This is a genomic window from Microbacterium paraoxydans (assembly GCF_019056515.1).
Taxonomy (GTDB): Bacteria; Actinomycetota; Actinomycetes; order Actinomycetales; family Microbacteriaceae; genus Microbacterium.
In genome coordinates this window covers 1,511,662-1,536,108 of record NZ_CP064873.1, presented here as the reverse complement: position 1 = coordinate 1,536,108, position 24,447 = coordinate 1,511,662, and the positions used below count along the sequence as shown (strand labels likewise).

The window sequence follows — 24,447 nt, the reverse complement described above, 5'->3', positions numbered from 1 at the left end:
GCGGGTCGGACGGGCCGGTCCCCCCAGCGTAGTGGTCAGTGCGTGGGTGCCTTGCGCAGTGTGACGGCCGCGATGACCGCCGCGACGACGACGAGGCCCGCACCGATGAGCGACGTGACCGTGACTCCCGAGCCGAACGCGTCGGCCGCCGCCTGCCACAGGGCGTCGCCGAGCGCGGCCGGGAGCTCGTGGGCGGCGGTGTACGCGCCGGCCAGCGTCTCCTGCGCAGCGCGGGCCACCTCGGCCGGAAGCCCCTCGGGCAGCACCAGCGCGCCGCGGTAGAACGCGGTGATGATGCCGCCGAGGATCGCGGTCCCCAGCACGGCGCCGAGCTCGTACGCCGTCTCGGACACCGCGCTCGCGGCACCCGCCTTCGCCGCGGGGGCGCTGGAGAGGATGAGCTCGTTCGAGATGGTCTCGGCCGCACCGATGCCGATGCCGAGGACGACGAAGGCGAGGATGAGCGGTGCCACGCCGTGCTCGTGCGTCGTGAAGGCGACGATGAGGTACCCCGCGACGGAGAACACCAGCGCCGCCGGGATGAGCACATGCGGCGGAACCCGCCGCGAGATCGGCACCACCGTGAGTCCGGCGACGATCATGGCCGCCATCCCGGGCACGAGAGCGAGGCCCGCGACCATCGGCGAGAGCCCCAGCACGAGCTGCAGGTGCTGCGAGACGAAGTAGAGGAACCCGACGAGGGCCACGACGCTGAGCAGGTTCACCAGGATCGCGCCCGAGAACGACCCACGGCGGAACAGCGCCATGTCGAGCATCGGGGTGTCGGCGCGGAGCTGACGGCGCACGAACAGCGTCCCCATCACAAGACCGAGCAGAGCCCATCCCCCGGCGTACAGCGACGGACCGTCGACCGCGAACGACTTGATCGCGTAGACGACCGGGATCATCGCGGCCATCGAGAGGGCGATGCTGAGCGGGTCGATGCGGCCGGGGTTGGGGTCACGGCTCTCCGGCACGAGCAGCGGTGCGGCGATGAGCAACGGGATGAGGACGGGGACGGCGATGAGGAACACCGAGCCCCACGCGAAGTGCTCGAGGAGGAAGCCCCCGACGATCGGGCCGAGCGCGGATCCGGCGGAGAACGCGGACGCCCAGACCGCGATGGCCATGCGGCGCTGGTCGCGGTTCTGGAAGATCGATCGCAGCAGCGACAGCGTCGACGGCATCAGCATGGCGCCGAAGAAGCCGAGCAGCGCACGGGCGGCGATCAGCAGGCCCGCGGTCGGCGCGAAGGCGGCCAGCGCGGAGACCACGGCGAATCCGGTGGCGCCGATGAGGAGCAGGCGGCGACGCCCGAAGCGGTCCCCGAGCGTTCCCATGGTCACCAGGAGTCCGGCGAGCACGAGCGGATAGACGTCGATGATCCAGAGCTGCTCGGCCCCGCTCGGCGCGAGCGAGATCGAGATCTCGGGCAGCGCGAAGCTCAGCACCGTGTTGTCCACCGACACCAGCAGCACCGGGAGCATGAGGACGACGAGCGCCGCCCACCCCCGAGCCCCGACGCGGGAAGCTTCCGTCTCTGTCGTCGGGATCGACGCAGTACGGGTCATGGAACACCTTTCCTTCCTGCGGACGACTCGTTACTAAACCGTCCGGCTGGTATAGTAACAGATGCCGCCCTCCCGTTTCCGCTCAGAGGATGACCGATGCCCCGCCCTCCCCTCGCCCGCGAGAAGGTCCTCGACGCCTTCGAGGCGATTCTCATCGACGAGGGCGAACGCGCCGCGACGCTCGAGGCCACGGCGAAGGCCGCGGGCGTGTCGAAGGGCGGCCTGCTCTACCACTTCCGCTCCAAGGACGACCTCGAGGCCGGGCTCCTGGAGCGCCTCGACCACCTGACCACGCTCGACCTGGAGCGCATGCGCACCGCCGACGAAGGTCCCGTCGCGTACTACGTCCGGACCTCGGTGATGGAGGACGACGCCCTCGATCGGGCGCTCATCGCCACGACCCGGCTGGCCCAGGGCGGTTCGACCGCCGCGTCCGACATGCTCCGGGATACCCGGCGCCGCTGGGCGGAGACGATCCGTCCGCACGTCCGTGACACCGCCAGCCTCGACCTCGTGATGCTCGTGAGCGACGGCCTCTACTTCAACAACTCGCTCGACGTGCACGGCCCGGAGCGCCTGGTCCCGCGGAGCGACGAGCTCGCCGATCTCATCGCGCTCGTGCTGCGGGCCACCGCCTGACGCCGGAAAAGGCTGCAGATACGGAGAAGGGCGGGAGCATCGCGCTCCCGCCCTTCTCCCCCGCTCTGCGGTGTCAGACCTCGGTGATCTCGATCTGGCGGAAGAGGTCGGCGTCGATGGCGCCGCGCACGTCGTCCAGCAACTCCTCGGAGACGGGCGAGTCGAGCGTCAGCACGCTGAGCGCCTGGTCCCCCGCTGCGAGCCGCGAGATCTGCATGCCGGCGATGTTGATCCCGGCCTCGCCGAACTTCTGCCCGTAGACGGCCACGATGCCGGGGCGGTCGGTGTAGAGCATCACGACGTGGTGCTTCTCGATCGGCAGCTCCAGGGCGTGGTCGTTGATGCCGACGAGCTTCTCGGCCTGCTTCGGTCCGGTCAGCGTGCCCGACACCGAGAGCTGCGATCCGTCGGACAGCGCCCCCGTGAGGGTGATGACGTTCCGGTACTCCTCGCTCACGTCGTCCTTGAGCAGGCGCACCGTGATGCCGCGCTGCTCCGCCAGGAGCGGCGCGTTCACGTACGACACGGTCTCGCTCACGATGTTCGTGAAGACACCCTTGAGGGCGGCGAGCTTGAGCACGCTCACGTCGTAGTCGTTGAGCTCGCCGTGCACCTCGACGTCGAGGCTCGTGAGCGGCGACGTGGCCAGCGCGGCGAAGATCTGGCCGAGCTTCTCCACGAGCGAGATGCCGGGACGCACGTACGGATCGATGACGCCGCCCGCGACGTTGACCGCGTCCGGGACGAGGTCGCCGCCGAGCGCGAGCCGCACCGAGCGCGCGACCGAGACGCCGGCCTTCTCCTGCGCCTCTTCCGTGCTCGCACCGAGGTGCGGGGTCACGACGACGTTCGGGAGGTCGAGCAGAGCGCGGGCGCTGCCACCCTCGGCCGGGGGCTCGGAGGTGAAGACGTCCAGGCCGGCGCCGGCGATCTCGCCGGCGACGAGCGCCTCGTGCAGCGCCTCCTCGTCGATGAGCCCGCCGCGGGCGACGTTGACGACGAAGGCGGTCGGCTTCATGGCGGCGAACTGCTCGGCGCCGATCATGCCCGTCGTCTCCGGGGTCTTGGGCATGTGGATCGTGAGGAAGTCGGCCTCGGCGACGAGCTCGTCGAGCGAGAGGAGCTGCACGCCGAGCTGCTGGGCGCGCGCCGAGGTGACGTAGGGGTCGTACGCGACCACGCGCATGTCGAAGGCGGCGAGGCGAGCGGCGACGAGAGCGCCGATCCGGCCGAGTCCGACGATGCCGACGGTCTTCTCGAAGAGCTCGGCGCCGGTGAAGGAGCTGCGCTTCCACTGCCCGGCGGACAGCGAGGCGTGCGCGGCCGGGATCCGGCGGGCCAGGCTGAGGATGTGGCCGACCGTCAGCTCGGCGGCGGAGACGATGTTCGACGTCGGTGCGTTGACGACCATGACGCCGGCCGCGGTCGCGGCCTTGATGTCGACGTTGTCGAGGCCGACACCGGCCCGCGCGACGACCTTGAGCTTCGGCGCGTGCGACAGCGCCTCCTCATCGATGCGGGTGGCGGAGCGGATGAGCACCGCGTCCGACTCCGCGAGGGCGGCGAAGAGCGCCTCGCGATCGGTGCCATCGACGTGGCGGACGTCGAAGTCGGGGCCGAGCGCCTCGATCGTGGCGGGAGAGAGTACTTCGGCGATGAGCACGACAGGCTTCGGCACAGTGGATCCTTCGGGGCAGCGCGACAGGCGGGAGGGGCCGATGCGCCGCACACCGTCGGGGGCGCGATCGCGACAACTCTACCGGAGCGCCGGGACCGCTCCGTGCCGTGTGACGGCGTGACGGATCCTGCTCAGGCGCTGGGCAGCGTCAGACTCAGCGCGAGCAGGCTCATCCAGAACACCGCGACGATCCCGAGTCCGGCGAGGAACGTCAGAGCGAGCTCGCCCACCCGCCGCCGCCGACCGATCGCGAAGGCGAACCCGAACACGAGGACGGGGAACACCACGCCGAACAGGAGCGTCGCCCATCCGGTGCCGGTGAGGCCGGTCTGGGCCATGGTGATGAGGTGGGCGACCGCGTTCCACACCGCGTAGGCGTAGAAGAGCCCGGCGAGGGCGACGACGGTCCATACGAGCCAGCGCGGCGAGCCGGTCGCCACCGCGGACGGGGACTTCGGAGTGGTCATGAGCCGATCACCCCCACGGTCACGAACGGCCACGGCACGAGCAGCACGACGCCCGCCAGGAGCACGGCGGCTCGGATCCAGGAGGCCCGGCCCCGCGTCAGCACCCATGTCGCGAGGAACCACAGCGCGGGGGCGGCGATCGCCAGCACGAACCAGGGCAGGAACATGAAATCCGCGACGAGGAACGAGGCGAGCGGCTGCAGCCGGAGACCGCCCGCGATCCAGCCGAGGGTGTAGAGCAGGTAGACGCCGCCGACGACGCCGACGAGTACCAGCATCGCGTTGCTGAGCCCGGAGGGCGCCGCGGTCGTCTCGTCCCCCGACGCCGGTGCGGACGCCGCGGGGGTGACGGCCTCGGCCGGGGTCGGTTCCGGAGCCGGCGTGGTGCGCCGTGCGGCGTCCCGGGGGCGTCGCTCCGCGCTGTCGTCGCCCTCCCAGCTCAGGGCGTCGTCCGAATCGGATGTCATCTCTCCAGCGTAGGACACCGCGGCCACTAGGCTCGGGGATGCCTCGGCGGGGTCGCCGGGCACTTTCGGGGGAAAGGACAACCATGGCCGAGAACGAGCAGACGTCTTCCGCCGCGCCGCGTCGTGCCACGACCGGCGAACCGCCCGCGGGCTGGACGCCGAGCCCGGAGGCCAAGGCCTCCGCGACGCGCTTCCGCATCATCGCCGCGCTCCTCTGGGCGCTCGCGATCGCGGGCGAGGCCGTCGGCATCTTCTGGCTCCTGCGCCAGCGCGAGTTCGTCGACGAGGGCGGCGCGCTCGTCCGCGATCCGGACACCGGCCTCCTGGAAGAGCAGGGAGCGACGGCGCAGTTCCCGCAGTGGGCGTTCATCGCCCTGCTCGTCCTGCTGGTCGTGATCGCGGCACTGTCGATCATCGGCTCGATCCTGTGGAAGAAGGCCAACACCCTCGACCCGGCGCGGCGCGCGGACAGGACGCGGTTCTTCGTCCAGAACCAGCTCGGCGCGATCATCGCGGTCGTCGCCTTCCTCCCCCTGGTCATCCTCATCTTCCTGAACAAGGACATGGACAAGGGACAGAAGGCGACCGCCGGCATCGTCGGCATCGTCCTCGCCGTCCTCGCCGCGATCGTCGGGACGAGCCTCGCCCCGCCGTCCGTCGAGCAGTACACCGCGGACCAGTCCGCCGTGATCCAGCTCCTCGGGGCCGATGAGGTCGTGTGGGTCGACGGCGGCAAGGTCTATCACGTCTGCGACGAGGTGCCCGCGATCCAGACCGGCAGCGAGATCCGCACCGGCACCACCTCCGAGGCCATCGAGGCGGGGAAGATCCGGCTCACCCTGCAGTTCGCGTCCGAGCTGCGCACCTGCGGCCTGGCGGTGCCCGAGAATGCCGACGAGATCACCGAAGCCCTCCGCGCGATCCAGGCCGGCCAGGTCGACACGCCTCTGCCTGCTCCGGTCTGGGCCGACCCGACGGATGCCCCGATCCAGATCGAGGACGCCCCCGCCGACGCGGGCTGACGTCAGGAGGCGCCCAGGGCCTCGACGAGACGATCCTCCGCCGAGGCGAGGTGGGCACGCAGCACCGCGGCCGCGCGCTCCGCGTCCCCGGCGGCGACGGCCTCGAGCATCTCCGCGTGCTGCGCGGCGATGAGTTCCGCGTCGAGGAGACGCCGCCCCTGCACCTGCGCCATGCACAGCCGCACCTCGTCCAGCACGCTCCGGTACATGCGACTGGTGCGCTCGCTGCCCAGCCCGTCGATGAGGGCCGTGTGGAAACGGAGGTCGGGGTCGACCGTCGCGGGATCGGGGCCCGGTGCCATCGCCTGCAGCTCGGCGTTCGCCGCCACAGCGGCCGCCGGCACGGCGGCGGTCTCCGCCAGTTCGCGCAGCGCCGCGCTCTCCAGCCGGATCCGCGTGCGGTAGACGTCGCGAACGGTCTCCGCCTCGATGCCGACCACGCGCGCCGTGCGATGCGCCGTCCGCACGAGCAGCCCGCTGGCCACCAGCTGCTCGATGGCCGCTTTCGCGCTGGGACGGGCGACGCCGTAGGCCTGGGAGACCGCCGCCTCGGTGAGCGGCTCCCCCGAGCGGATCTCGCCGGAGAGGATCCGGGTGCGCAGCTGTCCGGTCACGGCGTCGACCACGCCGACCACGCCGAGGGGGCGCTCCGCGATCGAGGTCATGCGGAACAGTCTAGTGAGGCGTCCGTCGTTCAGTACACTTGTCTGACAATCTTTGAGCGGAGCAGAGGAGCACCGTGCCCACCACCCTCGACCACCCTCTCGACCCGGCGCTGCTGGGAGCCGAGACGCAGGTCCACGCCCGATCCATCGACCGGTTCGCCCGCGCCCACGACGCCTCGCACTACCTGCTCGTCCCGGACGCGGTGCTGTCCCCCGCGGACGCGGAGGGCGTCGCCCGCGCGTTCTCGGCGGTCCGGGCGGCCGGACGCACGCTCACGTTCCGCTCCGGCGGCACCAGCCTCTCCGGACAGGGCATCAGCGGCGACATCCTCGTCGACACGCGCAGCCACTTCCGTGACATCCACATCGAGGACGACGGCGCCGCGGTGCGGGTCGGCCCCGGAGCCACCGTCCGGCAGGTGAACACCCGGCTGGCCCGGTACCGCCGCAAGCTCGGGCCGGATCCGGCCAGCGAGATCGCCTGCACGATCGGCGGTGTCGTCGCCAACAACTCCAGCGGCATGGCCTGCGGCATCACGGAGAACTCGTACCAGACGATCACCTCGATGGTCGTCGTGCTCCCCAGCGGGACGATTCTGGACACCGGACGCGCGGACGCCGCGGACGTGCTCCGCGCCGCGGAACCCGCCCTGTTCGCCGGACTCTCGTCGCTCCGGGAGCGGCTGCTCGCCTCGCCCGAGAATGTCGCCTTCCTCCGACAGCAGTTCTCGATGAAGAACACCATGGGCTACGGACTGAACGCCCTGCTCGACTTCGACGACCCGGTGCGGATCCTCGAACACCTCCTCATCGGATCGGAAGGGACCCTCGGCTTCGTCGCGGAGGCCCGTTTCCGCACCATCGAGGTGCGCCCCGCGATCGCCACCGGTCTGCTCGTCTTCGACACGCTGTCGGCGGCGATGACCGCGCTCCCCGCTCTCACGGAGCTCGGGCTCGCGACGATCGAGCTCCTGGACGCCGCCTCACTGCGCGTCGCCCAGGGCCTGAGCGACGTCCCCGCCGCGATCTCCGAGATCGACGTCCAGGGCCACGCCGCGCTGCTCGTCGAGGTGCACGCCGCCGACGACGAATCCCTCGCCGTCGCGAGCGCGACCGCGCAGGCGCACTTCGACGCCCTCCCCCTTGCCGTCACTCCGCGACTGACCACGGGTGCGGCAGAGCGCGCCGCGCTGTGGCACGTCCGCAAGGGCCTCTACACGGCGGTCGCCGGAGCGCGGCCGTCCGGCACGACCGCCCTCCTCGAAGACATCGTCGTCCCCGTCCCCCGGCTGCTGGCCACCTGCGAACGCCTGATCGAGCTGTTCGCGGAGCACGGCTACGAGGGGTCCGTCATCTTCGGGCACGCGAAGGACGGCAACGTCCACTTCCTGCTGAACGAGCGCTTCGACGATCCCGACAGCGTGGCGCGGTACCGCCGCTTCACGGACGACCTCGTCGAGCTCGTCCTCGCGCAGGAGGGATCCCTCAAGGCCGAGCACGGCACCGGCCGCATCATGGCGCCGTTCGTGCGGCGGCAGTACGGCGACGAGCTCACCGACATGATGTGGGAGATCAAGCGGCTGTTCGATCCGGACGGCATCCTCAACCCCGGCGTCGTGCTGTCCGACGACCCGGACTCCTATCTGCAGGATCTGAAGCGCGTGCCCACGGTCGAGCGGGAGGTGGACCGCTGCGTCGAGTGCGGCTACTGCGAACCCACGTGCCCGAGCAAGAGCATCACGCTCACACCCCGGCAGCGCATCGTGCTGCGCCGCGACATGGCCTGGGCCGAGGAGCAGGGCGACACGACGCTGCTGCGGGACCTGCGCGCGGACTACGACTACGACGGCGTGCAGACCTGCGCGGTCGACGGCATGTGCGGCGTCGCGTGTCCGGTGGACATCAACACCGGCGACCTCGTCCGCCGCCTCCGCGCCGAGCAGGAGAACGCCGTGGAGGGGGCCGCGTGGGGAACGGCGGCGAAGCACTGGAGCACCGTCACGCGCGCCGGGGGCGTCGCCCTGACGGTCGCCGACGCGCTTCCCGTCCCGCTCGTGCGCGGCGCGACGCGGATCGGACGGGCGGTGCTCGGCGCCGACACCGTGCCCCTCTATGACGGCGGCCTCCCCCGCGGCGGCACTGCTCCGGCGCGACCCTTGTCCCCGCCCGATGCGCAGGCCGTCTTCTTCGGCGCCTGCATCGGCACGATGTTCGGCCCGGAGGACGAGGGCCCCGGCTCCCGCGACGCCCTGCGCGCGCTGCTCGACCGCGCCGGGATCCCCGTCGTGGTCCCCGAGGAGAACGGCGGGCTCTGCTGCGGGACGCCGTGGAAGTCCAAGGGACACCTCGACGGCTATCGCCTCATGTCGGACCGGGTGCTGGCCTCGCTCTGGGACGCCAGCCGCCACGGGGAGCTCCCGGTCGTCTGCGACGCCGCCTCCTGCACCGAGGGCCTCGACGTGATGCTCACCCAGGCCGTCGCCGCCCATCCGGAGTACGCCGGTCTGCGCATCGAGGACGCCACCACGTTCGTCGCGCGGGAGGTGCTGCCGCGCCTCTCCGTCGATGCGAAGCTCCCCTCGATCGCCGTGCACCCGACCTGTTCGACGACCGCGCTCGGCGCGACGGGCGCGCTGACAACGATCGCTGCCGCCGTCGCCGACGAGGTCTTCGTGCCCGACGGCTGGGGCTGCTGCGCGTTCGCCGGCGACCGAGGAATGCTGCACCCCGAGCTCACCGCGAGCGCGACGGCGCAGGAATCGGCCGAGGTCTCCGCGGCCGATGCGGCCCGCGGCGGCTTCGACGCCTTCGTGTCGGCCAACCGCACCTGCGAGATCGGCATGACCCGCGCCACCGGCCGCCCGTACCGCCACGTGATCGAGGTGCTCGAGGAGCGCACGCGCCACTAGTCCAGCGACGAAGGGCCCCCGTCGGATCACCGACGGGGGCCCTTCTGCGGCGCCTGTGTCAGGCGCCGTGCGCGGTGAGCACGGCGACCGGAGCCTCGCGGAGTCCGGCCGGGACCACGATGCGGGTCGAACCGCCGTCCGCGGACGTCTGGGCCGGAGTCCCGTCCGCCCACGACAGCGCAGCGCCCGCGAGCTCGGACGGCAGCTCGAACTCGCCTGCCGCCGGGTCCAGCGCGTGCACGTGCACCGCATCCGTCGACGTGGTGTAGCGACGAGGAGCCCCCGTCCGCTCCCCCATCCGCGTCCAGGGCCGCGTGCCGTAGATCGCCGCGCCGTTCACGGCCAGCCAGTCGCCGAGCTCCTGCATCGCCTTCCGCTGCAGCGCCGGAATGGACCCGTCCGCCGCGGGGCCCACGTTGATGAGCAGGTTGCCGTTCTTCGCGACGACGTCGACGAGGAGCCTGATCAGGGCCGCCCCGGAGAGCGAGTGCCGCTCGTCCTCCGCCTGGTTGAACCCGAACGAGTAGCCGAGCCCGCGGGTCGACTCCCAGGGCTCGGGGATGATGTCCGGGATGTCCGTGTATTCGCGGGTGAGGAAGCCGTGGTACGGCACGCCCCACCGGTCGTTGACGACGCCGTCCGGGACGGCGTCGAAGTAACGCCGCAGCAGTGCGGCCACGGCGTAGTCCTCCGTGCCCTTGCCGCCGTCCGGCCACTCGATGTCGTTCCAGAGCACGTCGGGCGCGAACCGCTCCACGAGCTCCTCGAGCTGCGCGGCGGCGTACCGGGAGAAGGGGGCGTCGTTGCGACGGAACCGGAACAGGTCGGTGTCCGACTCGATCGGCGGGAAGTCGCTCACGTGCCAGTCGAGCGCTCCGGAGTAGTACACACCGAACCTGGCTCCGGCCCGCCGCGTGGCGTCGTGGAACTCGGAGATGAGGTCGCGACGAGGGCCGCGCGCGACGGCGTTGAATCCCGTCGTGGCGGTGTCCCACAGACAGAACCCCTCGTGGTGCTTGGTCGTAGGCACGACATAGCGGGCCCCGGCCGCGACGAGCTCGCCGACGAAGGCGTCGGCATCGAACGCGGCGGCGTCCCATCGGTCGGCGAGGTCCTCGTAGGAGGTCCCGGGTCCGTAGGTGCGCTGGTGGCGCTCCCACGTCGGGCTGCCCGGGATGCGGACCGTGTTGCCGTACCACTCCGCGTACTGGTGCCACGCATAGGCGTCCTCGGTGGGGATGTTCACGCCCTCCCCGTGCTGCACGGCCCACGCCGGCACGGAGTACAGGCCCCAGTGCACGAAGAAGCCGAGCTTGGCGTCGCGGTACCAGTCCGGCACGCCGTTCGCCGGGTAGACCGGGGCCGCCGCACCGAAGTCGGGGCCGGTGCGCTTCTCGAAGTTCATCATGATGCCGTGTCCTCCTCCTCGGCGCCGCGGCGCACGACCACCGCGGTCAGGTCGGGGTCGCCGGTCGTGTCGAACGGGAACACCCCGGGGCGCAAGCGATGGTGTCCGAGGCGGAGCAGGTCCTGGTCCACCCCGCCCGGGGTGAGCGCCAGCGTCCATCCCGCCGCCAGCTCGTACAGCTCCGGCTCCAGATAGCCGATCTTCACGACCACGACGTCGGCCGTCGTCGGCTCGAGCCCCAGCATCCGGAAGTCGGAGAGATGGTGGAAGGGCTTGCGGCGCGCGGTCACGATGGCGTGCAGCCCGCCGACAGCGATCACCACCTGGGTGCCGGCGTCCGGGTCGCCGTCGGTGACGGAGAACACCGTGCCGGTGATCTCGACCGGTCCGTGGGGCCCGGAGTCGACCGCAGCTCCGGCGGACAGCGTGACCGTCGCACCGACGCCCGCCTCCACGGCTTCGGCGACGGCCCGCGGATCGAAGATCGAGGCGACCAGCGTCGTGTGCGTCCCGTCGGTGAGCTCGGGTCGCTGGAGCAGCTGGGCGAGGGTCCAGGTCACATCGCCCGCTCCCCCGGCCGTCGGGTTATCCCCGGAGTCGGAGATCACGTACGGACGCGGGGCTCCGGACGCCAGAGCCTCCTCCAGTGCGTCGTCGAGGCTTCCGGTCTTCGCGACGAAGACGAAGTCCTCCCGCGCCTCCCAGAACATCCGGGCCACGCGCTCCGCCTCCCGGGCGATGACCTCCCGGTCGTCGCCGGTGACCACGACGTAGGCCTGGCAGCGCGGCTCGTCCGCCCACGCGTAGCCGATCCACACCGAGGCGTCGACGACACCGGGCAGGGCCTCGATCCCGGGGAGCTCGGCATAGATGCTCTGCGCGGGTTCCAGCCGCGTACTCGTCTTCTCCCCCGGTAGCAGCACCGGAACGGGCACCCAGGCGGTGAAGGGCCGCCGCGCCTGCACGTCGCCGCCGTGCGGGCCACGGAGACGGTCGAGCAGGTTCCACACCGCTCGCTCCTTCGTGTTCAGCCAATCCTCGTGCGGGGCCATGCGATAGCAGGTGAGCAGATCCACCGCGTCGCGCAGCGTCTCCGACACGTTCCCGTGCAGGTCCATCGACGTGGAGACGAGGGTGTCCGCCCCCAACGCCGAGCGCACCGCGAGGGCCAGATCGCCCTCGGCATCGTCCATCCCGACGACGCTCATCGCGCCGTGGATGTCGAAGAAGAAGCCGTCGAACGGCCCCTGCGCGCGGATCCCCTCGACGAGCGCATCCTTCATCCGCTGATAGGTGTCCGGGTCCACGGCGCCGCCGGGCAGCGACCGGCCGTGGGTGAGCGGGACCCACTCCGCGGCCTCGGCGAGCTCACGCCCGGCATCGAGGAACGGGTAGTACGCCCGCAACGCGTCGCCGGTCCGGATCGTGAAGGCCTCGTCCCCGGAGATGTGCGGGGAGAAGGTGCTCGACTCGATGGAGATGCCGCCGATGCCGATCCGGGGCCGCGCGAGCCCGCCCTCGGCGAGCGGCGGCAGCGGACCCATCCAGATCTCGTGGGCTTCCGGGCGTGCGGTCACGGTGCTGTTCTCCTCTGCGGTCGCAGTCGTGGTCAGGAAACGGGGGCGAGGGCGCGCCGGGCGCTCTCGATGGCGCCGAGCGCGACGGCGTCAGCGCCCAGGACGGCGGGGACGATGCGCAGCGCGATGCCGGACACCGGGGCGTCGGTGCGAAGGGTTCGCTCGATCGACGGCGCCAGGAGGTCCCAGGCCGCCGTGACCCCGCCGCCGACGATGGCGGTCGGCAGGTCGAGGAGCGTCGCCGCACTGGCGCAGGCGAGAGCGAGCGCACGTCCGGCGGCGTCGAACACCGCGCGGGCGTCGGCGTCGCCGGCCCTGGCGGCCTCCGCGACCTCCCTGGCATCGTTCACCGAGCGCCCGGTGCGCTCCGCGAAGCGCCGGGCGATCGACGTCCCGGAGGCCAGGGTCTCCAGGTGGCCGGTCTGCCCGCAGGTGCAGACGAGGTCGCTGTAGCCGGGCGTGTGCCCGATCTCCCCGGCCGCGCCGTGCGGGCCGTGGTGCAGCTCCCCGCCGATGACCAGCGCGCCGCCGACGCCCGTGCCGAGCATCACACCGAGCACATCGGGCACGCTCGGACCCGCCGCGGCGGCTTCACCGAGGAGGAAGGCGTTCACGTCGTTCTCCACCCGCACCGGGACGCCGAGGCGCTGCGCCAGCTCCGGGCCGAGCGGGAAACCCGCCCAGTCCGCGAACAGGGCGGACGCGGCGCGGATGGTGCCGCTCTCGTGGTCGATGACCCCCGCGGCACCCACCCCCACCGCGGCGACCGTGACACCGGCCTCGGCCGCGAGCCGCGCGACGAGACCGGCCGCCGCATCCGCCATCGCCGCGCCGCCGACGCTCGCGGGCGCCGGCACGCTTCCGCGTGCGAGGACGGCTCCGAAGGCGTCCACGACGAGGGCGGCGATCTTCGTGCCCCCGATGTCCACCCCCGCCAGCGCCAGGTCGGCCGCGAGGCCCGTGGTGGTTCGTCGAGGGTCGTCCGTCTGCTGCCCGACCGCGCTCATCGTCCGCCCAGCCCGGCCATCGCGATGCCCTTGACCAGGTGCTTCTGCAGCACGATGACGAGCAGGGTGGTGGGGATCATCGAGATGATGGCGGCGGCCATCTGCAGGTCCCAGCGGGTGCCGGTGAGGCCGGCGAAGCTCGCCAGACCGACGGGCAGCGTGCCATGCGCGTTGTAGTCGACGGTGACGATGAGGGGCCAGAGGTAGCTGTTCCAGAACGAGAGGAACGTGAAGACCGCGAGCACGGCGACCGCGGACTTCGACAGCGGCAGGATGATCTGCAGGAACGACCGGACGGGACCTGCGCCGTCGACACGGGCCGCCTCCTCCAGTTCGTAGGGGATGCCGCGGAAGAACTGCCGCATCAGGAACGTGCCGAAGGCGCCGAACGCGAAGGGCAGGATGAGCGCCTGATAGGTGTCGACCCAGTTGAACCACTGCATGACCTGGAACATGGGGATGACGAGCACCTCGGCGGGCACCATCAGCGTGGCGAGGAAGAGGACGAACACCGCGTCCCTGCCCTTCCACCGCAGGCGCCCGAACGCGTATCCGGCCGTGGTCGACACCACCAGCACGACCAGGGTGCCGCCGATCGCCACGATGAACGAGTTCATGATGTACGTCAGGAACGGTCCGTAGGCGAAGACGTCGACGAAGTTGCTCCAGCGGATCTCGGAGCCCACCAGGGTCGGCGGCATCGAGAACATCTCCGAGTTCGGCTTGAGGGCCGAGAAGAACGCGTAGACGAGCGGCGCGATGAAGATGAGCGCCGCGACGTAGATGGTGACGTGCGCGAGGATCAGCCGGGCACGCGCGCCGGGCGTTGTCGCCGCTCCGCGGGCCCGCTCCCGCTCGCGCTGACGCCGCGGGGCGGTGCCGGTGGGCCGGACGAGGGTCTCAGTGCTCATAGTGCACCCACTTCTTCTGTGCGGCGAACTGGATGCCCGTGATCGCGATGATGATCGCGAAGAGGATCCATGCGGCGGCGGCGGCGAGCCCGAGGTCGCCGAACGTGAAGCCCTGCTCCCAGATGTACATCACGAGCGGCTTGGTGGCGTTGCCGGGGCCGCCTCCGGTGAGCATCTGCGGCTGGACGAAGACCTGGAGCGAGGTGATCATCGTCATGATCGTCGCGAAGAAGATCGACGGCGAGATCATCGGGATGATGATGCTCCAGACCCGCCGGAACCCCTGCGCACCATCGATGCTGGCGGCCTCCAGCACGCTCTCCGGGAGCTGCTCGAGGGCTGCCGAGAAGATCAGCATGTTGTAGCCGAGACCCTGCCAGACGCTCATGACGACGACCATGATCATCGCCCAGTTGGGGTCGGCGAGGAAGTTTGGCAGCTCGATGCCGAACCAGGTGACCGAGAGGCCGTTGAAGAGCCCCTGGGGCTGCAGCATCATCTTCCACACCAGGACGTTCGCGACCATCGGGGTCACGACGGGGATGAAGAAGAGGACGCGCAGGGCACCGCGGCCGCGGATGCGGGGGCCGAGTCCGAGGGCGAGCACGAGCGAGAGAGCGACACTCAACGGCACGTACAGCAGCGTGTACACGGCCGAGTTCCGCAGCGCGGGCCAGAAGTCCGGGCTGCTGGTGAACAGCTTGACGTAGTTGTCCACCCCGTTGAAGGTGCGTTCGCCGAAGGTCGGCCAGTCGAACACGCTCATCACGATCGACAGCCCCACGGGCACGATCGTGAACAGGGCGAGGCCCACCAGGGCCGGGCTTGCGAAACCCAGCGCCTGGCGGCCCTCGACCTTGGCGAGCGATCCTCGACGTCTCGTCGTGATCGTCATCTCGTCGTCTCTCTCTGTTACTGCTGTGCGGGCCGGATCCGGCTCACTCGCCGAACTGCGCCTGGGCGTTCGACAGCAGCTCCTCCATCGTCATCTGGCCGTTGTAGACGCTGACGAGGTTGGGCTGGATGTAGCTGTCGAGCTTCTGCCAGTTCTTGGTCATGTAGAGCGGCACCGTGTCGCCGAACGCGGCCTCGAACACCGACTGGACCTGGTCCCGGTACTGCTCGTCGATCGACTCGAAGTACAGCGGCTGCGACGAGGTGCGGGCCGGGTAGGAGCGGCCGGACGAGGCGATGTAGTCCTGCGCGTCCTCGCCGACGAGGGAGCCGAGCACCTTCAGCGCGGCCTCCGGGTTCTTGCAGTTCTCGGCGATGCCGTAGCCGGAGCCGAGGATCGGGCCGGGGTTGCCGTCCACGCCGGCGGGCAGCGGCACCATGCCGGCGGCGAAGCCGGACTCGTTGTTGAGGTAGCTGACCGCGTTCCAGGTGCCGTCGACGGCCATCGCCGCGTTGCCGCCCGTGTACTGGTTCTCGCCCCAGCCGGTGTCCGACGCGGAGGCGACCGGAGCCGCGACCTTCTTCTCGGTGACCAGGCCGGCGTACCAGGACGCCGCGTCGACGAAGTCCTCGTCGTCGATGTGCAGTGTGCCGTCCTCGGAGGCGGGCTGCGTGGCGGAGTAGGCGATCGGCATCGACATCCACTGGTAGCCGCCCATGCCCATGCCAAAGCCGTACTTGCCGTCCTTCGTGGCGTCGGCCGCGATCGTGGCGAAGTCGTCGAACGTCCAGCCGATCTCCGGAGTCGCGGCGCCGGTGGCCGTCAGCATGTCCTGGTTGTAGTAGACGAGCATGGTGGCGACGTCGAACGGCACGCCGTAGACCTTGCCCTCGAAGCTGAGGATGCCGTCCGCGCTCGGGTTGAACTCCGACCAGTCGATGCCGGCGGTCTCGAGGTCCTCGTCGCTCAGCTGACGGAAGCCCGCCGTGTAGCCGCCGAGCTGCGCACCGCTCATGCCGGTGATGCAGGCCATGTTGCCGCTGGCCATGTTGGTGGTGAGCTTCGTGAAGAAGTCGCTCCACGGCGAAGTCTGCAGCTTGATCTTGATGTCCGGGTTCTGCTTCTGCGCGAACTCGATCTGCGCCTCCAGCGCGTCGACGTCCGACTCGCTGCCGGCCCACATGTCCACGACGATGGTGTCGCCGTCGGCCGAGCCTCCGGATCCCCCGCTGCTCGCACAGCCGGTCATCGCCACGGCCACGCCCGCGACAGCGGCGACAGCCCCCACACGCAACTTCTTCATTGAATGCCTCCTGAGAAGGGAACGGTTATTTCGAGACTCGAACTAACCAATTAGGATTTCGTATGAAGTTACGCTGTCATAGTTCGCAAGGTGCCGCAAGCTGAACATCCGATGTTTATAGGGTGGTGATAATTCGTCACTCCCCCGAAACATGCGACACCCCCGCTACGCTGACGATGCTCCGAGACGAAGGGCCTCCATGACGAACCCCGCCGACACCCCCGTCGACGATCCGCACACCCGGCGCATCCTCGACTTCGTCGCGCGCGGTCAGGCCCGCTCCCGCTCGGAGCTCGCCTCCGCTCTCGGCGTGGCCGCCTCCACCGTCGGCCTGCGCGTGCAGGCGCTTCTCGATGCGGGCGTGCTGGAGGAGGCCGGGGCCGGCACCTCCCGCGGCGGACGACGGCCGCGCGTGCTCCGGATCGCCGGCGACGGCATCGTGCTGTCCGCCGATCTCGGCGGGCGCCATGCCCGCATCGGGCGGCACGACCTCAGCGGCGGCCTGCTCCACTCGGAGACCATCGCGATCGACGTCGCGGACGGCCCGGAGGCCACGCTGGAGAGAGTGTCGGAGGTGTTCGAGCGCCTGCTCGCCGAGACGCGGGTCCACGCGATCGGCGTGAGCCTGCCCGGCCCCGTCGACGTCGCGACCGGCTCCGTGGATCAGCCCTCGCGGATGCCGGGGTGGCCCGGATTCCGCGTCGGCGAGCACCTCGCGGAGCGCCACGGCGTCCCCGTCGTCGTCGACAACGACGCGAATCTCGCCGCCCTCGGCGAGCACCGTCGCCAGCTCGGGCACACCCAGCACAGCATCACCGTCAAGGCGGGCACCGCGATCGGCAGCGGGATCATCGTGGACGGCCACATCCACCGCGGGGCCACCGCTGCGGCCGGCGACATCACGCACACGCGGATCGACGGCAGCGGGGACATCCCCTGCTCCTGCGGCAACACCGGCTGCCTGGAGACTGTGGCCAGCGGCGCGAGCCTCGTCCGCCAGATGCGCGAGCGCGGCAACACCGACGTCCGCACCACGGCCGACGTGCTGACACTGGCACGGGACGCGGACCCGCTGGCGACGACGCTCGTCCGCACCGCCGGGACCCACCTGGGTCAGGCGCTCTCCGGGGTCGTGAACTTCTTCAACCCGCACGCCCTCTTCCTCACCGGGAGCATGAGCGCCTCCGAGCCGTTCATCGCCGCGGTGCGCAGCCGGGTCTACGAGGCCTGCCACCCGCTCGCGACCCAGCGCCTGCGGATCGAGGCTGCGGCCACCGGCGCGGACGCGATCCTGCACGGCGCCGCGCGCCTCGCGCTGGAGGGCATGGAGATCCCGGTGGCGACGGCCTGAGCCGTCGCCACCGACGGCCTCACTCCCCCGTCAGCCGCAGCTCGATGACCGGCATCAGCACGTCGGGACGGCGTACCGGGAGGTGCACCGTGAGCGTCCCCTCGGCCTCGCCCGCCGGCGTCATCAGGTCGGCCTGCTGGTCCGGGTCGCTGACGCTCGTGCGCAGCCAGGACCCGTCGTTCAGCAGGCGCGCATACGAGACCTTGCCCGCAAGACCGGGCAGATGCACGAAGCCCAGCGGCCAGCTGAACAGGCTCAGGTAGAGCCGGTCGCCGCGGAGCGTGTACACGCCCTCTCGGGGCGGCGTGAACGGCGCGTGGCCGGCCCCGATCACGGCGCGGTCGTGGAGCCGCATCCACTCCCCGATCTCGGCGAGGGTCGCCGCGTCCCGGGGCGCGATCGCCCCGCGCCCGTCCGGACCGATGTTGAGCAGCATGTTGCCGCCCATCGACACCGAGTCGACGAGCATCTGCACGAGCAGCACCGGCGACTTCTGGTCGGTGTTGTCCCGGTGATAGCCCCAGGAGCCGTTGAGCGTCTGGCACGCCTCCCATACGAGGGGCAACCCGTCGCGGACGATCGGAGCCGTCGGCTGGTACTGCTCGGGCGTCACGAAGTCCGCGGGGATGCCGAGCCGGTCGTTGACGAGCATCTCCGGCTGCAGCTCACGGCACAGCGCGAGCAGCGCCTCGGCGTCCCAGTCCTGCGGCCCCTTGCCCTCCCAGCCGTCCTTGGACTCCGGGTAGGTGAAGTCGAAGAACAGGTAGTCGATGTCGCCGTACTCGGTGAGCAGCTCGCGGACCTGACCGTGCAGGTACTCCCGGTAGCGGGCCATGTCACGCCCCTCGTTCAGGGCGTGCGCGTTCTCGTCGTCACGTCGGGGGTGGTTCCAGTCCACCGTGAAATCGGGGTGATGCCAGTCGATGACCGAGTGGTAGAGGCCGACACGGATGCCCTCGGCACGGAGAGCGTCGACGTACTCGCGCACGAGGTCCCGCCCGACCGCCGTGACGGAGGTGAAGTCGGTCAGCTTCGAGTCCCAGAGGCAGAAGCCGTCGTGGTGCTTCGTCGTGAGCACGACGTAACCCATCCCTGTCTCCTTGGCGGTCTTCGCCAGGGCCGCGGCATCGAAGAGGTCGGGGTCGAAGTTGTCGAAGTAGGGGCGGTACTCCTCGTCGGTGAGGCGTTCGTAGTTCTGCACCCACTCGTGCCGCGCGGCCCCGCTGTAGAGGCCGAAGTGGACGAACATGCCGAAGCGGGCGTCATCAAACCATTCCTGTCGCATGCGTCCATCCTGGCACAGACATCCGATGTCTGCGCCGCTGAATGCCGTACCGAACGCCGAACGGGCGCCCCCGGAGGAACGCCCGTTCGTTCGCGAGTCGAATCAGCGCGCGGCGCTGCCGTCGACGTAGTCCTCGTCCTGCTGCTTCCAGGCGAAGAGCGAACGCAGCTCCTTGCCGGTCGCCTCGATGGGGTGCTGCTCCTCCTTGGCGCGGAGGGCGAGGAACTCCTCGGCCCCGTTGTCCTGGTCCTCGATGAAGCGCTTCGCGAACGCACCGGACTGGATGTCGGACAGGACGCCCTTCATGCTCTCCTTGACGCGCTCGTCGATCACGCGCGGACCGGAGACGTAGTCGCCGAACTCGGCGGTGTCGGAGATCGACCAGCGCTGCTTGGCGATGCCGCCCTCCCACATGAGGTCGACGATGAGCTTGAGCTCGTGCAGCACCTCGAAGTAGGCGATCTGCGGCTGGTAGCCCGCCTCGACGAGGGTCTCGAAGCCCGCCTGCACCAGGTGGCTCATGCCACCGCAGAGCACGGCCTGCTCGCCGAACAGGTCGGTCTCGGTCTCCTCGGTGAAGGTCGTCTTGATGACGCCGGCGCGGGTGCCGCCGATCGCCTTCGCGTACGAGAGCGCGAGGTCCCAGGCCTGGCCGGACGCGTCGCGCTCGACGGCGATGATGTCCGGGATGCCGCGACCGGCGACGAACTCGCGGCGCACGGTGTGGCCGGGAGCCTTCGGCGCGACGAGGATCACGTCGACACCCTCGGGAGCGTCGATGTAGCCGAAGCGGATGTTGAAGCCGTGCGCGAACGCCAGGGTCTTGCCCGCCGTCAGGTTCGGGGCGATCGACTCGCTGTAGATCGTGCGCTGGTGCTGGTCCGGCGCGAGGATCATGATGACGTCGGCCCACTCGGTCGCCTCGGCGACGGTCTTCACGGGGAAGCCGGCCTCCTCGGCCTTCGCGGCGGACTTCGAGCCCTCCTTGAGGGCGATCGCGACCTCGACACCCGAGTCGCGCAGGTTCTGGGCGTGGGCGTGGCCCTGCGAGCCGTAGCCGACGATGGCGACCTTCTTGCCCTGGATCAGGGACAGGTCGGCGTCGTCGTCGTAGAAGATCTCGGTGCTCACTGGTTTCTCTCCTTGGTTGTGGTTGTGCGGGACGCGCGGTCCCTGAGTCTGTCGAAGGGTCAGCCGCGCAGGACGCGCTCGGTGATGCTCTTGCCGCCGCGGCCGATCGCGAGGAGGCCGGACTGGGCGATCTCCTTGATGCCGAAGGGCTCCAGAGCGCGCAGCAGCGCCTCGACCTTGCCCTTGTCTCCGGTGACCTCGATCACGAGGGCGTCGGCGGCGTAGTCGACGACCGAGGCGCGGAAGAGGTTGACGACCTCGATCACGTTCGAACGGCTGGCGTTGTCCGTGCGCACCTTCACGAGCATGTGCTCGCGCTGCACGGACGACGCCGGGTCCAGCTCGACGATCTTGATGACGTTGATCAGCTTGTTGAGCTGCTTGGTCACCTGCTCGAGCGGCAGCTCCTCCACGTCGACGACGACCGTGATGCGGGAGATCCCCGGCACCTCGGTCACGCCGACGGCGAGGGAGTCGATGTTGAAGCCCCGGCGCGCGAACAGGCCGGCGACGCGGGTCAGGAGGCCGGGGGTGTTCTCCACCAGCAGGCTCAGGACGTGGGTCGACATGGCTCAGTCCTCCTCGTCGAACGCGGGCGCGTGGTCGCGCGCGTACTGGACATAGCTGTTGCTGACCCCCTGCGGCACCATCGGCCACACCATGGAGTCGGCACTCACGACGAAGTCGATCACCACGGGGCGGTCGTTCGTCTCCAGCGCGAGCTGGATGGCGGCGTCGACCTCCTCCTCCTTCTCCACGCGGATCGCGAGGCAGCCGTACGCCTCCGCGAGCTTCACGAAGTCGGGGATGCGGATCGTGCCGTGCCCGGTGTTCAGGTCGGTGTTGGAATGACGGCCGTCGTAGAAGAGCGTCTGCCACTGCCGGACCATGCCCAGCGACGAGTTGTTGATGATCGCGACCTTGATCGGGATGTTGTTGATCGCACAGGTGGCGAGCTCCTGATTGGTCATCTGGAAGCAGCCGTCGCCGTCGATCGCCCAGACCTGGCGCTCCGGCTCCGCGACCTTGGCGCCCATGGCCGCCGGCACCGAGTAGCCCATCGTGCCCGCTCCGCCGGAGTTCAGCCAGGCGTTCGGACGCTCGTACTTGATGAACTGCGCGGCCCACATCTGGTGCTGCCCCACACCGGAGGCGAAGATGCCCTCCGGACCGGTGAGCTCGCCGATGCGCTGGATCACGTACTGCGGGGCGAGCAGACCGTCGGTCGTCGGCGCGTACCCGAGCGGGAACTCGTTCCGGAGCCCGTCGAGGTACGACCACCACTCCTCGATGTCGGGCTTCGCGTCGGCCGTCGCTCCGCGGAAGGCGGCGTCGAGGTCGGTGAGCACGTCGCGCACGTCGCCCACGATCGGCACGTCGGCCGTGCGGATCTTGGAGATCTCCGCCGGATCGATGTCGACGTGCACGACCTTCGCGTGCGGCGCGAACAGCGCGGCCTTGCCGGTGACGCGATCGTCGAACCGGGCGCCGAGCGAGACGAGGAGGTCGGCCTCCTGCAGCGCGAGCACGGCGGGAACGGTGCCGTGCATGCCGGGCATGCCCAGGTGCTGCGGGTGCGAGTCCGGGAACGCGCCGCGCGCCATCAGCGTCGTCACGACGGGCGCGCCGGTCGACTCGGCGAGCTCGAGCAGCTCGGCCGCGGCCCGGCCGCGGACGACGCCTCCGCCCACGTACAGCACCGGCTTCTTCGCCTCCGCGAGGAGGGCGGCGGCCGCCTGGATCTGCTTGCCGTGCGCCTTGGTCACCGGTCGGTACCCGGGGAGGTCGATCTTCGGCGGCCACACGAACGGTGCCGTCGCCTGCTGCGCATCCTTGGTGATGTCCACGAGCACCGGACCGGGGCGCCCGGTGCCGGCGATCTCGTAGGCCGCGGCGATGGCGCCGGGGATGTCCGCGGCGTCCTTCACCAGGAACGAGTGCTTCGTGATCGGCATCGTGATCCCCACGATGTCGGCCTCCTGGAACGCATCCGTGCCCATCAGCGTCGAGAACACCTGACCGGTGATCGCCAGCAGCGGCACCGAGTCCATGTAGGCGTCGGCGATCGCCGTGACGAGGTTGGTCGCTCCGGGACCGGAGGTGGCGATGCACACGCCGACCTTGCCGGATGCGGACGCGTAGCCCTCGGCCGCGTGGCCCGCGCCCTGCTCGTGCCGCACGAGGATGTGGCGGAGCTGCGAGGCGTCCATGAGCGGGTCGTAGACCGGGAGGATCGCGCCGCCGGGAAGGCCGAAGACGTCCGTGACGCCGAGAAGCTCGAGCGAGCGGACGACGGCCTCCGCACCGGTGATCTCCGGAGCGGATGGGCGGGCGGGCGGCCTCGGCACGGCCGAGACGGAGTCAGCAGTCATGACTTTCCTTCTGATGAACTGTGCGGGACACCGGCGCTCCGATCGAGCGGTTGCTGAGCCGGTCGATGGATCAGCCGGTCGTCGCGCCCTCGGCGGCGGACCGCACGAGGCGCGAGTACTTGGCAAGAACGCCTCGGGTGTAGCGCGGGGGAAGCGGCTCCCAGCCAGAGCGGCGGGAGGCGAGCTCTGCCTCGTCGATGAGTAGATCGAGAGAGCGAGCTGCGATATCGACCCGTATCAGATCACCATCGCGCACGAAGGCGATAGGACCTGCGTCCACCGCTTCGGGTGCTATGTGGCCGATGCACAGGCCGGTTGTGCCGCCTGAGAATCGTCCGTCCGTCAAGAGTAGTACATCTTTTCCGAGCCCCGCGCCCTTGATGGCCGCGGTGATGGCGAGCATCTCGCGCATGCCCGGTCCGCCCTTGGGGCCCTCGTACCGGATGACGATGACCGTCCCCGGCTCGATGCTGCCCTCGGCGACCGCGTCCATGGCGGCGCGCTCCCGCTCGAAGACCCGCGCGGGACCCTCGAAGACGGCAGCGTCGAAGCCGGCGGTCTTGACGACGGCACCCTCCGGCGCGAGCGATCCGTGCAGGATCGTGAGTCCGCCGGTGGCGTGGATGGGATTGTCGAACGTGTGGATGACCTCGCCGTCGATCGGCTGCGGGTCGAGCTCGGCGAGGTTCTCGGCGAGCGTCTTGCCGGTGACGGTGAGCGCGTCGCCGTGCAGCAGCCCTTCATCGAGCATCGCCTTCATGATCACGGGGATGCCGCCGTGCCGGTCGACGTCGTTCATGACGTACTTGCCGAACGGCTTCATGTCGGCCACGTGCGGGACCTTGTCGCCGATGCGGTTGAAGTCGTGCAGGCTCAGCTCGACCTCCGCCTCGCGGGCGATCGCGAGGAGGTGGAGGACGACGTTGGTCGAGCCGCCGAGGGCCATCGCGAGGGCGATCGCGTTCTCGAACGCCTCCTTGGTGAGGATGTCGCGCGTCGTGATCCCCTGGCGGAGCAGGTTCACGACCGCCTCGCCCGAGCGGTGCGCGAAGTAGTCGCGACGGCGGTCGGCGGCGGGCGGCGCGGCGGAGCCCGGGAGGCTGAGCCCGAGCGCCTCCGCGACGGAGGCCATGGTGTTGGCCGTGTACATGCCGCCGCACGCGCCCTCACCAGGAGCGATGGCGCACTCGATGCGCTTGAGGTCCTCCTCGCTCATGAGGCCGGCACGGCAGGCACCGACCGCCTCGAACGAGTCGATGATCGTGACGTCCTTCTCGGTGCCGTCGGAGAGCTTGACCCAGCCCGGTGCGATCGACCCGGCGTAGAGGAAGACGCTCGACAGGTCGAGGCGCGCGCTGGCCATGAGCATGCCGGGGATGGACTTGTCGCAGCCGGCGAGGAGGACGGAGCCGTCGAGGCGCTCGGCCATCATCACGGTCTCGACCGAGTCGGCGATGACCTCGCGGGACACGAGCGAGAAGTGCATCCCCTCATGGCCCATCGAGATGCCGTCCGAGACGGAGATGGTTCCGAACTGCAGCGGGTACCCGCCGCCGGAGTGCACGCCCTCCTTCGCGCCCTGCGCGAGCCGGTCGAGGCTCAGGTTGCAGGGCGTGATCTCGTTCCAGCTGGACGCGATGCCGATCTGCGGCTTGTCCCAGTCGGCATCCCCCATGCCGACGGCGCGGAGCATGCCGCGGGAGGTCGTGGCCTCGATGCCGTCGGTGACGACGCGACTGCGGGGCTTGATGTCGATGGGCGCGCTGGCGGAGGGATCATGCGAGGACAT

20 protein-coding genes are annotated in these 24,447 nt (G+C 70.3%); 4 read left to right on the top strand and 16 right to left on the bottom strand.

Translation table 11 applies throughout. The features are described 5' to 3' along the window. Positions 1–35: 35 nt before the first annotated feature. Positions 36–1,571: an MFS transporter gene (locus IZR02_RS07245; RefSeq protein WP_025103285.1), complete on the bottom strand. Its 1,536-nt coding sequence runs from the start codon at positions 1,569–1,571 to the stop codon at positions 36–38. Between the two features lie 96 nt (positions 1,572–1,667). Between IZR02_RS07245 and IZR02_RS07240 the strand changes: the two genes are divergently transcribed. Beyond that, positions 1,668–2,210 carry a TetR/AcrR family transcriptional regulator gene (locus IZR02_RS07240; RefSeq protein WP_025103284.1) on the top strand — a complete coding sequence of 181 codons (543 nt, stop codon included), beginning with the start codon at positions 1,668–1,670 and terminating at the stop codon, positions 2,208–2,210. Positions 2,211–2,283: 73 nt separating this feature from the next. Here IZR02_RS07240 and serA read toward each other — a convergent pair whose 3' ends face one another. The 3 genes from serA to IZR02_RS07225 all read right to left on the bottom strand — a co-directional run bounded on the left by serA (position 2,284) and on the right by IZR02_RS07225 (position 4,822). Then, complete coding sequence (serA, locus tag IZR02_RS07235) at positions 2,284–3,888, bottom strand: phosphoglycerate dehydrogenase (RefSeq protein WP_025103283.1); 1,605 nt, start codon at positions 3,886–3,888, stop codon at positions 2,284–2,286. A gap of 131 nt (positions 3,889–4,019) precedes the next feature. Further along, positions 4,020–4,355, bottom strand: a complete 336-nt coding sequence (locus IZR02_RS07230) for a hypothetical protein (RefSeq protein ID WP_025103282.1) — start codon at positions 4,353–4,355, stop codon at positions 4,020–4,022. After that, on the bottom strand, positions 4,352–4,822 hold the full coding sequence (locus IZR02_RS07225; RefSeq protein ID WP_025103281.1) for a hypothetical protein: 471 nt from the start codon (positions 4,820–4,822) through the stop codon (positions 4,352–4,354). Before IZR02_RS07225 ends, IZR02_RS07230 begins: the two co-directional genes overlap by 4 nt. Before the next feature lie 83 nt (positions 4,823–4,905). On the opposite strand from IZR02_RS07225, the gene IZR02_RS07220 reads away from it, so the two are divergent. Beyond that, the gene (locus tag IZR02_RS07220; RefSeq protein WP_025103280.1) at positions 4,906–5,844 is read left to right on the top strand and encodes a hypothetical protein; all 939 of its coding nucleotides are present in this window, start codon (positions 4,906–4,908) and stop codon (positions 5,842–5,844) included. Between the two features lie 2 nt (positions 5,845–5,846). Here IZR02_RS07220 and IZR02_RS07215 read toward each other — a convergent pair whose 3' ends face one another. After that, on the bottom strand, positions 5,847–6,509 hold the full coding sequence (locus IZR02_RS07215; RefSeq protein WP_029989224.1) for a GntR family transcriptional regulator: 663 nt from the start codon (positions 6,507–6,509) through the stop codon (positions 5,847–5,849). Positions 6,510–6,583: 74 nt separating this feature from the next. Here IZR02_RS07215 and IZR02_RS07210 point away from each other — a divergent pair, with 74 nt between their 5' ends. Continuing rightward, positions 6,584–9,418 (top strand): FAD-binding and (Fe-S)-binding domain-containing protein, encoded by a 2,835-nt coding sequence (locus tag IZR02_RS07210; RefSeq protein ID WP_025103278.1) that lies wholly within the window; start codon positions 6,584–6,586, stop codon positions 9,416–9,418. A gap of 58 nt (positions 9,419–9,476) precedes the next feature. On the opposite strand, the gene IZR02_RS07205 is transcribed toward IZR02_RS07210, so the two are convergent. The 6 genes from IZR02_RS07205 to IZR02_RS07180 all read right to left on the bottom strand — a co-directional run bounded on the left by IZR02_RS07205 (position 9,477) and on the right by IZR02_RS07180 (position 16,519). Then, the gene (locus IZR02_RS07205) at positions 9,477–10,826 is read right to left on the bottom strand and encodes an alpha-L-fucosidase (RefSeq protein ID WP_025103277.1); all 1,350 of its coding nucleotides are present in this window, start codon (positions 10,824–10,826) and stop codon (positions 9,477–9,479) included. After that, on the bottom strand, positions 10,823–12,370 hold the full coding sequence (locus IZR02_RS07200) for a M81 family metallopeptidase (RefSeq protein WP_302183168.1): 1,548 nt from the start codon (positions 12,368–12,370) through the stop codon (positions 10,823–10,825). The genes IZR02_RS07205 and IZR02_RS07200 overlap by 4 nt, the downstream gene beginning before the upstream one ends. A gap of 65 nt (positions 12,371–12,435) precedes the next feature. Next, entirely contained in the window at positions 12,436–13,410 is a 975-nt protein-coding gene (locus tag IZR02_RS07195; RefSeq protein WP_081811553.1) for an ROK family protein, read from the bottom strand. Then, positions 13,407–14,321 carry a carbohydrate ABC transporter permease gene (locus tag IZR02_RS07190; protein ID WP_025103274.1) on the bottom strand — a complete coding sequence of 305 codons (915 nt, stop codon included), beginning with the start codon at positions 14,319–14,321 and terminating at the stop codon, positions 13,407–13,409. Before IZR02_RS07190 ends, IZR02_RS07195 begins: the two co-directional genes overlap by 4 nt. Next, positions 14,311–15,216, bottom strand: coding sequence for a carbohydrate ABC transporter permease (locus IZR02_RS07185; protein WP_025103273.1), 906 nt, complete (start codon positions 15,214–15,216; stop codon positions 14,311–14,313). The genes IZR02_RS07190 and IZR02_RS07185 overlap by 11 nt, the downstream gene beginning before the upstream one ends. Before the next feature lie 43 nt (positions 15,217–15,259). Beyond that, on the bottom strand, positions 15,260–16,519 hold the full coding sequence (locus IZR02_RS07180; RefSeq protein WP_025103272.1) for an ABC transporter substrate-binding protein: 1,260 nt from the start codon (positions 16,517–16,519) through the stop codon (positions 15,260–15,262). A 199-nt stretch (positions 16,520–16,718) separates the two neighbouring features. Between IZR02_RS07180 and IZR02_RS07175 the strand changes: the two genes are divergently transcribed. Continuing rightward, positions 16,719–17,870, top strand: coding sequence for an ROK family transcriptional regulator (locus IZR02_RS07175; protein ID WP_025103271.1), 1,152 nt, complete (start codon positions 16,719–16,721; stop codon positions 17,868–17,870). Between the two features lie 19 nt (positions 17,871–17,889). Here IZR02_RS07175 and IZR02_RS07170 read toward each other — a convergent pair whose 3' ends face one another. The 5 genes from IZR02_RS07170 to ilvD all read right to left on the bottom strand — a co-directional run bounded on the left by IZR02_RS07170 (position 17,890) and on the right by ilvD (position 24,447). After that, positions 17,890–19,155 carry an alpha-L-fucosidase gene (locus IZR02_RS07170; protein WP_025103270.1) on the bottom strand — a complete coding sequence of 422 codons (1,266 nt, stop codon included), beginning with the start codon at positions 19,153–19,155 and terminating at the stop codon, positions 17,890–17,892. A gap of 102 nt (positions 19,156–19,257) precedes the next feature. Then, complete coding sequence (gene ilvC / locus IZR02_RS07165) at positions 19,258–20,286, bottom strand: ketol-acid reductoisomerase (RefSeq protein ID WP_025103269.1); 1,029 nt, start codon at positions 20,284–20,286, stop codon at positions 19,258–19,260. A 59-nt stretch (positions 20,287–20,345) separates the two neighbouring features. After that, entirely contained in the window at positions 20,346–20,855 is a 510-nt protein-coding gene (gene ilvN, locus IZR02_RS07160; RefSeq protein ID WP_025103268.1) for an acetolactate synthase small subunit, read from the bottom strand. A gap of 3 nt (positions 20,856–20,858) precedes the next feature. Next, the gene (locus IZR02_RS07155) at positions 20,859–22,658 is read right to left on the bottom strand and encodes an acetolactate synthase large subunit (protein ID WP_025103267.1); all 1,800 of its coding nucleotides are present in this window, start codon (positions 22,656–22,658) and stop codon (positions 20,859–20,861) included. A 70-nt stretch (positions 22,659–22,728) separates the two neighbouring features. Next, positions 22,729–24,447, bottom strand: a complete 1,719-nt coding sequence (gene ilvD / locus IZR02_RS07150) for a dihydroxy-acid dehydratase (protein ID WP_025103266.1) — start codon at positions 24,445–24,447, stop codon at positions 22,729–22,731.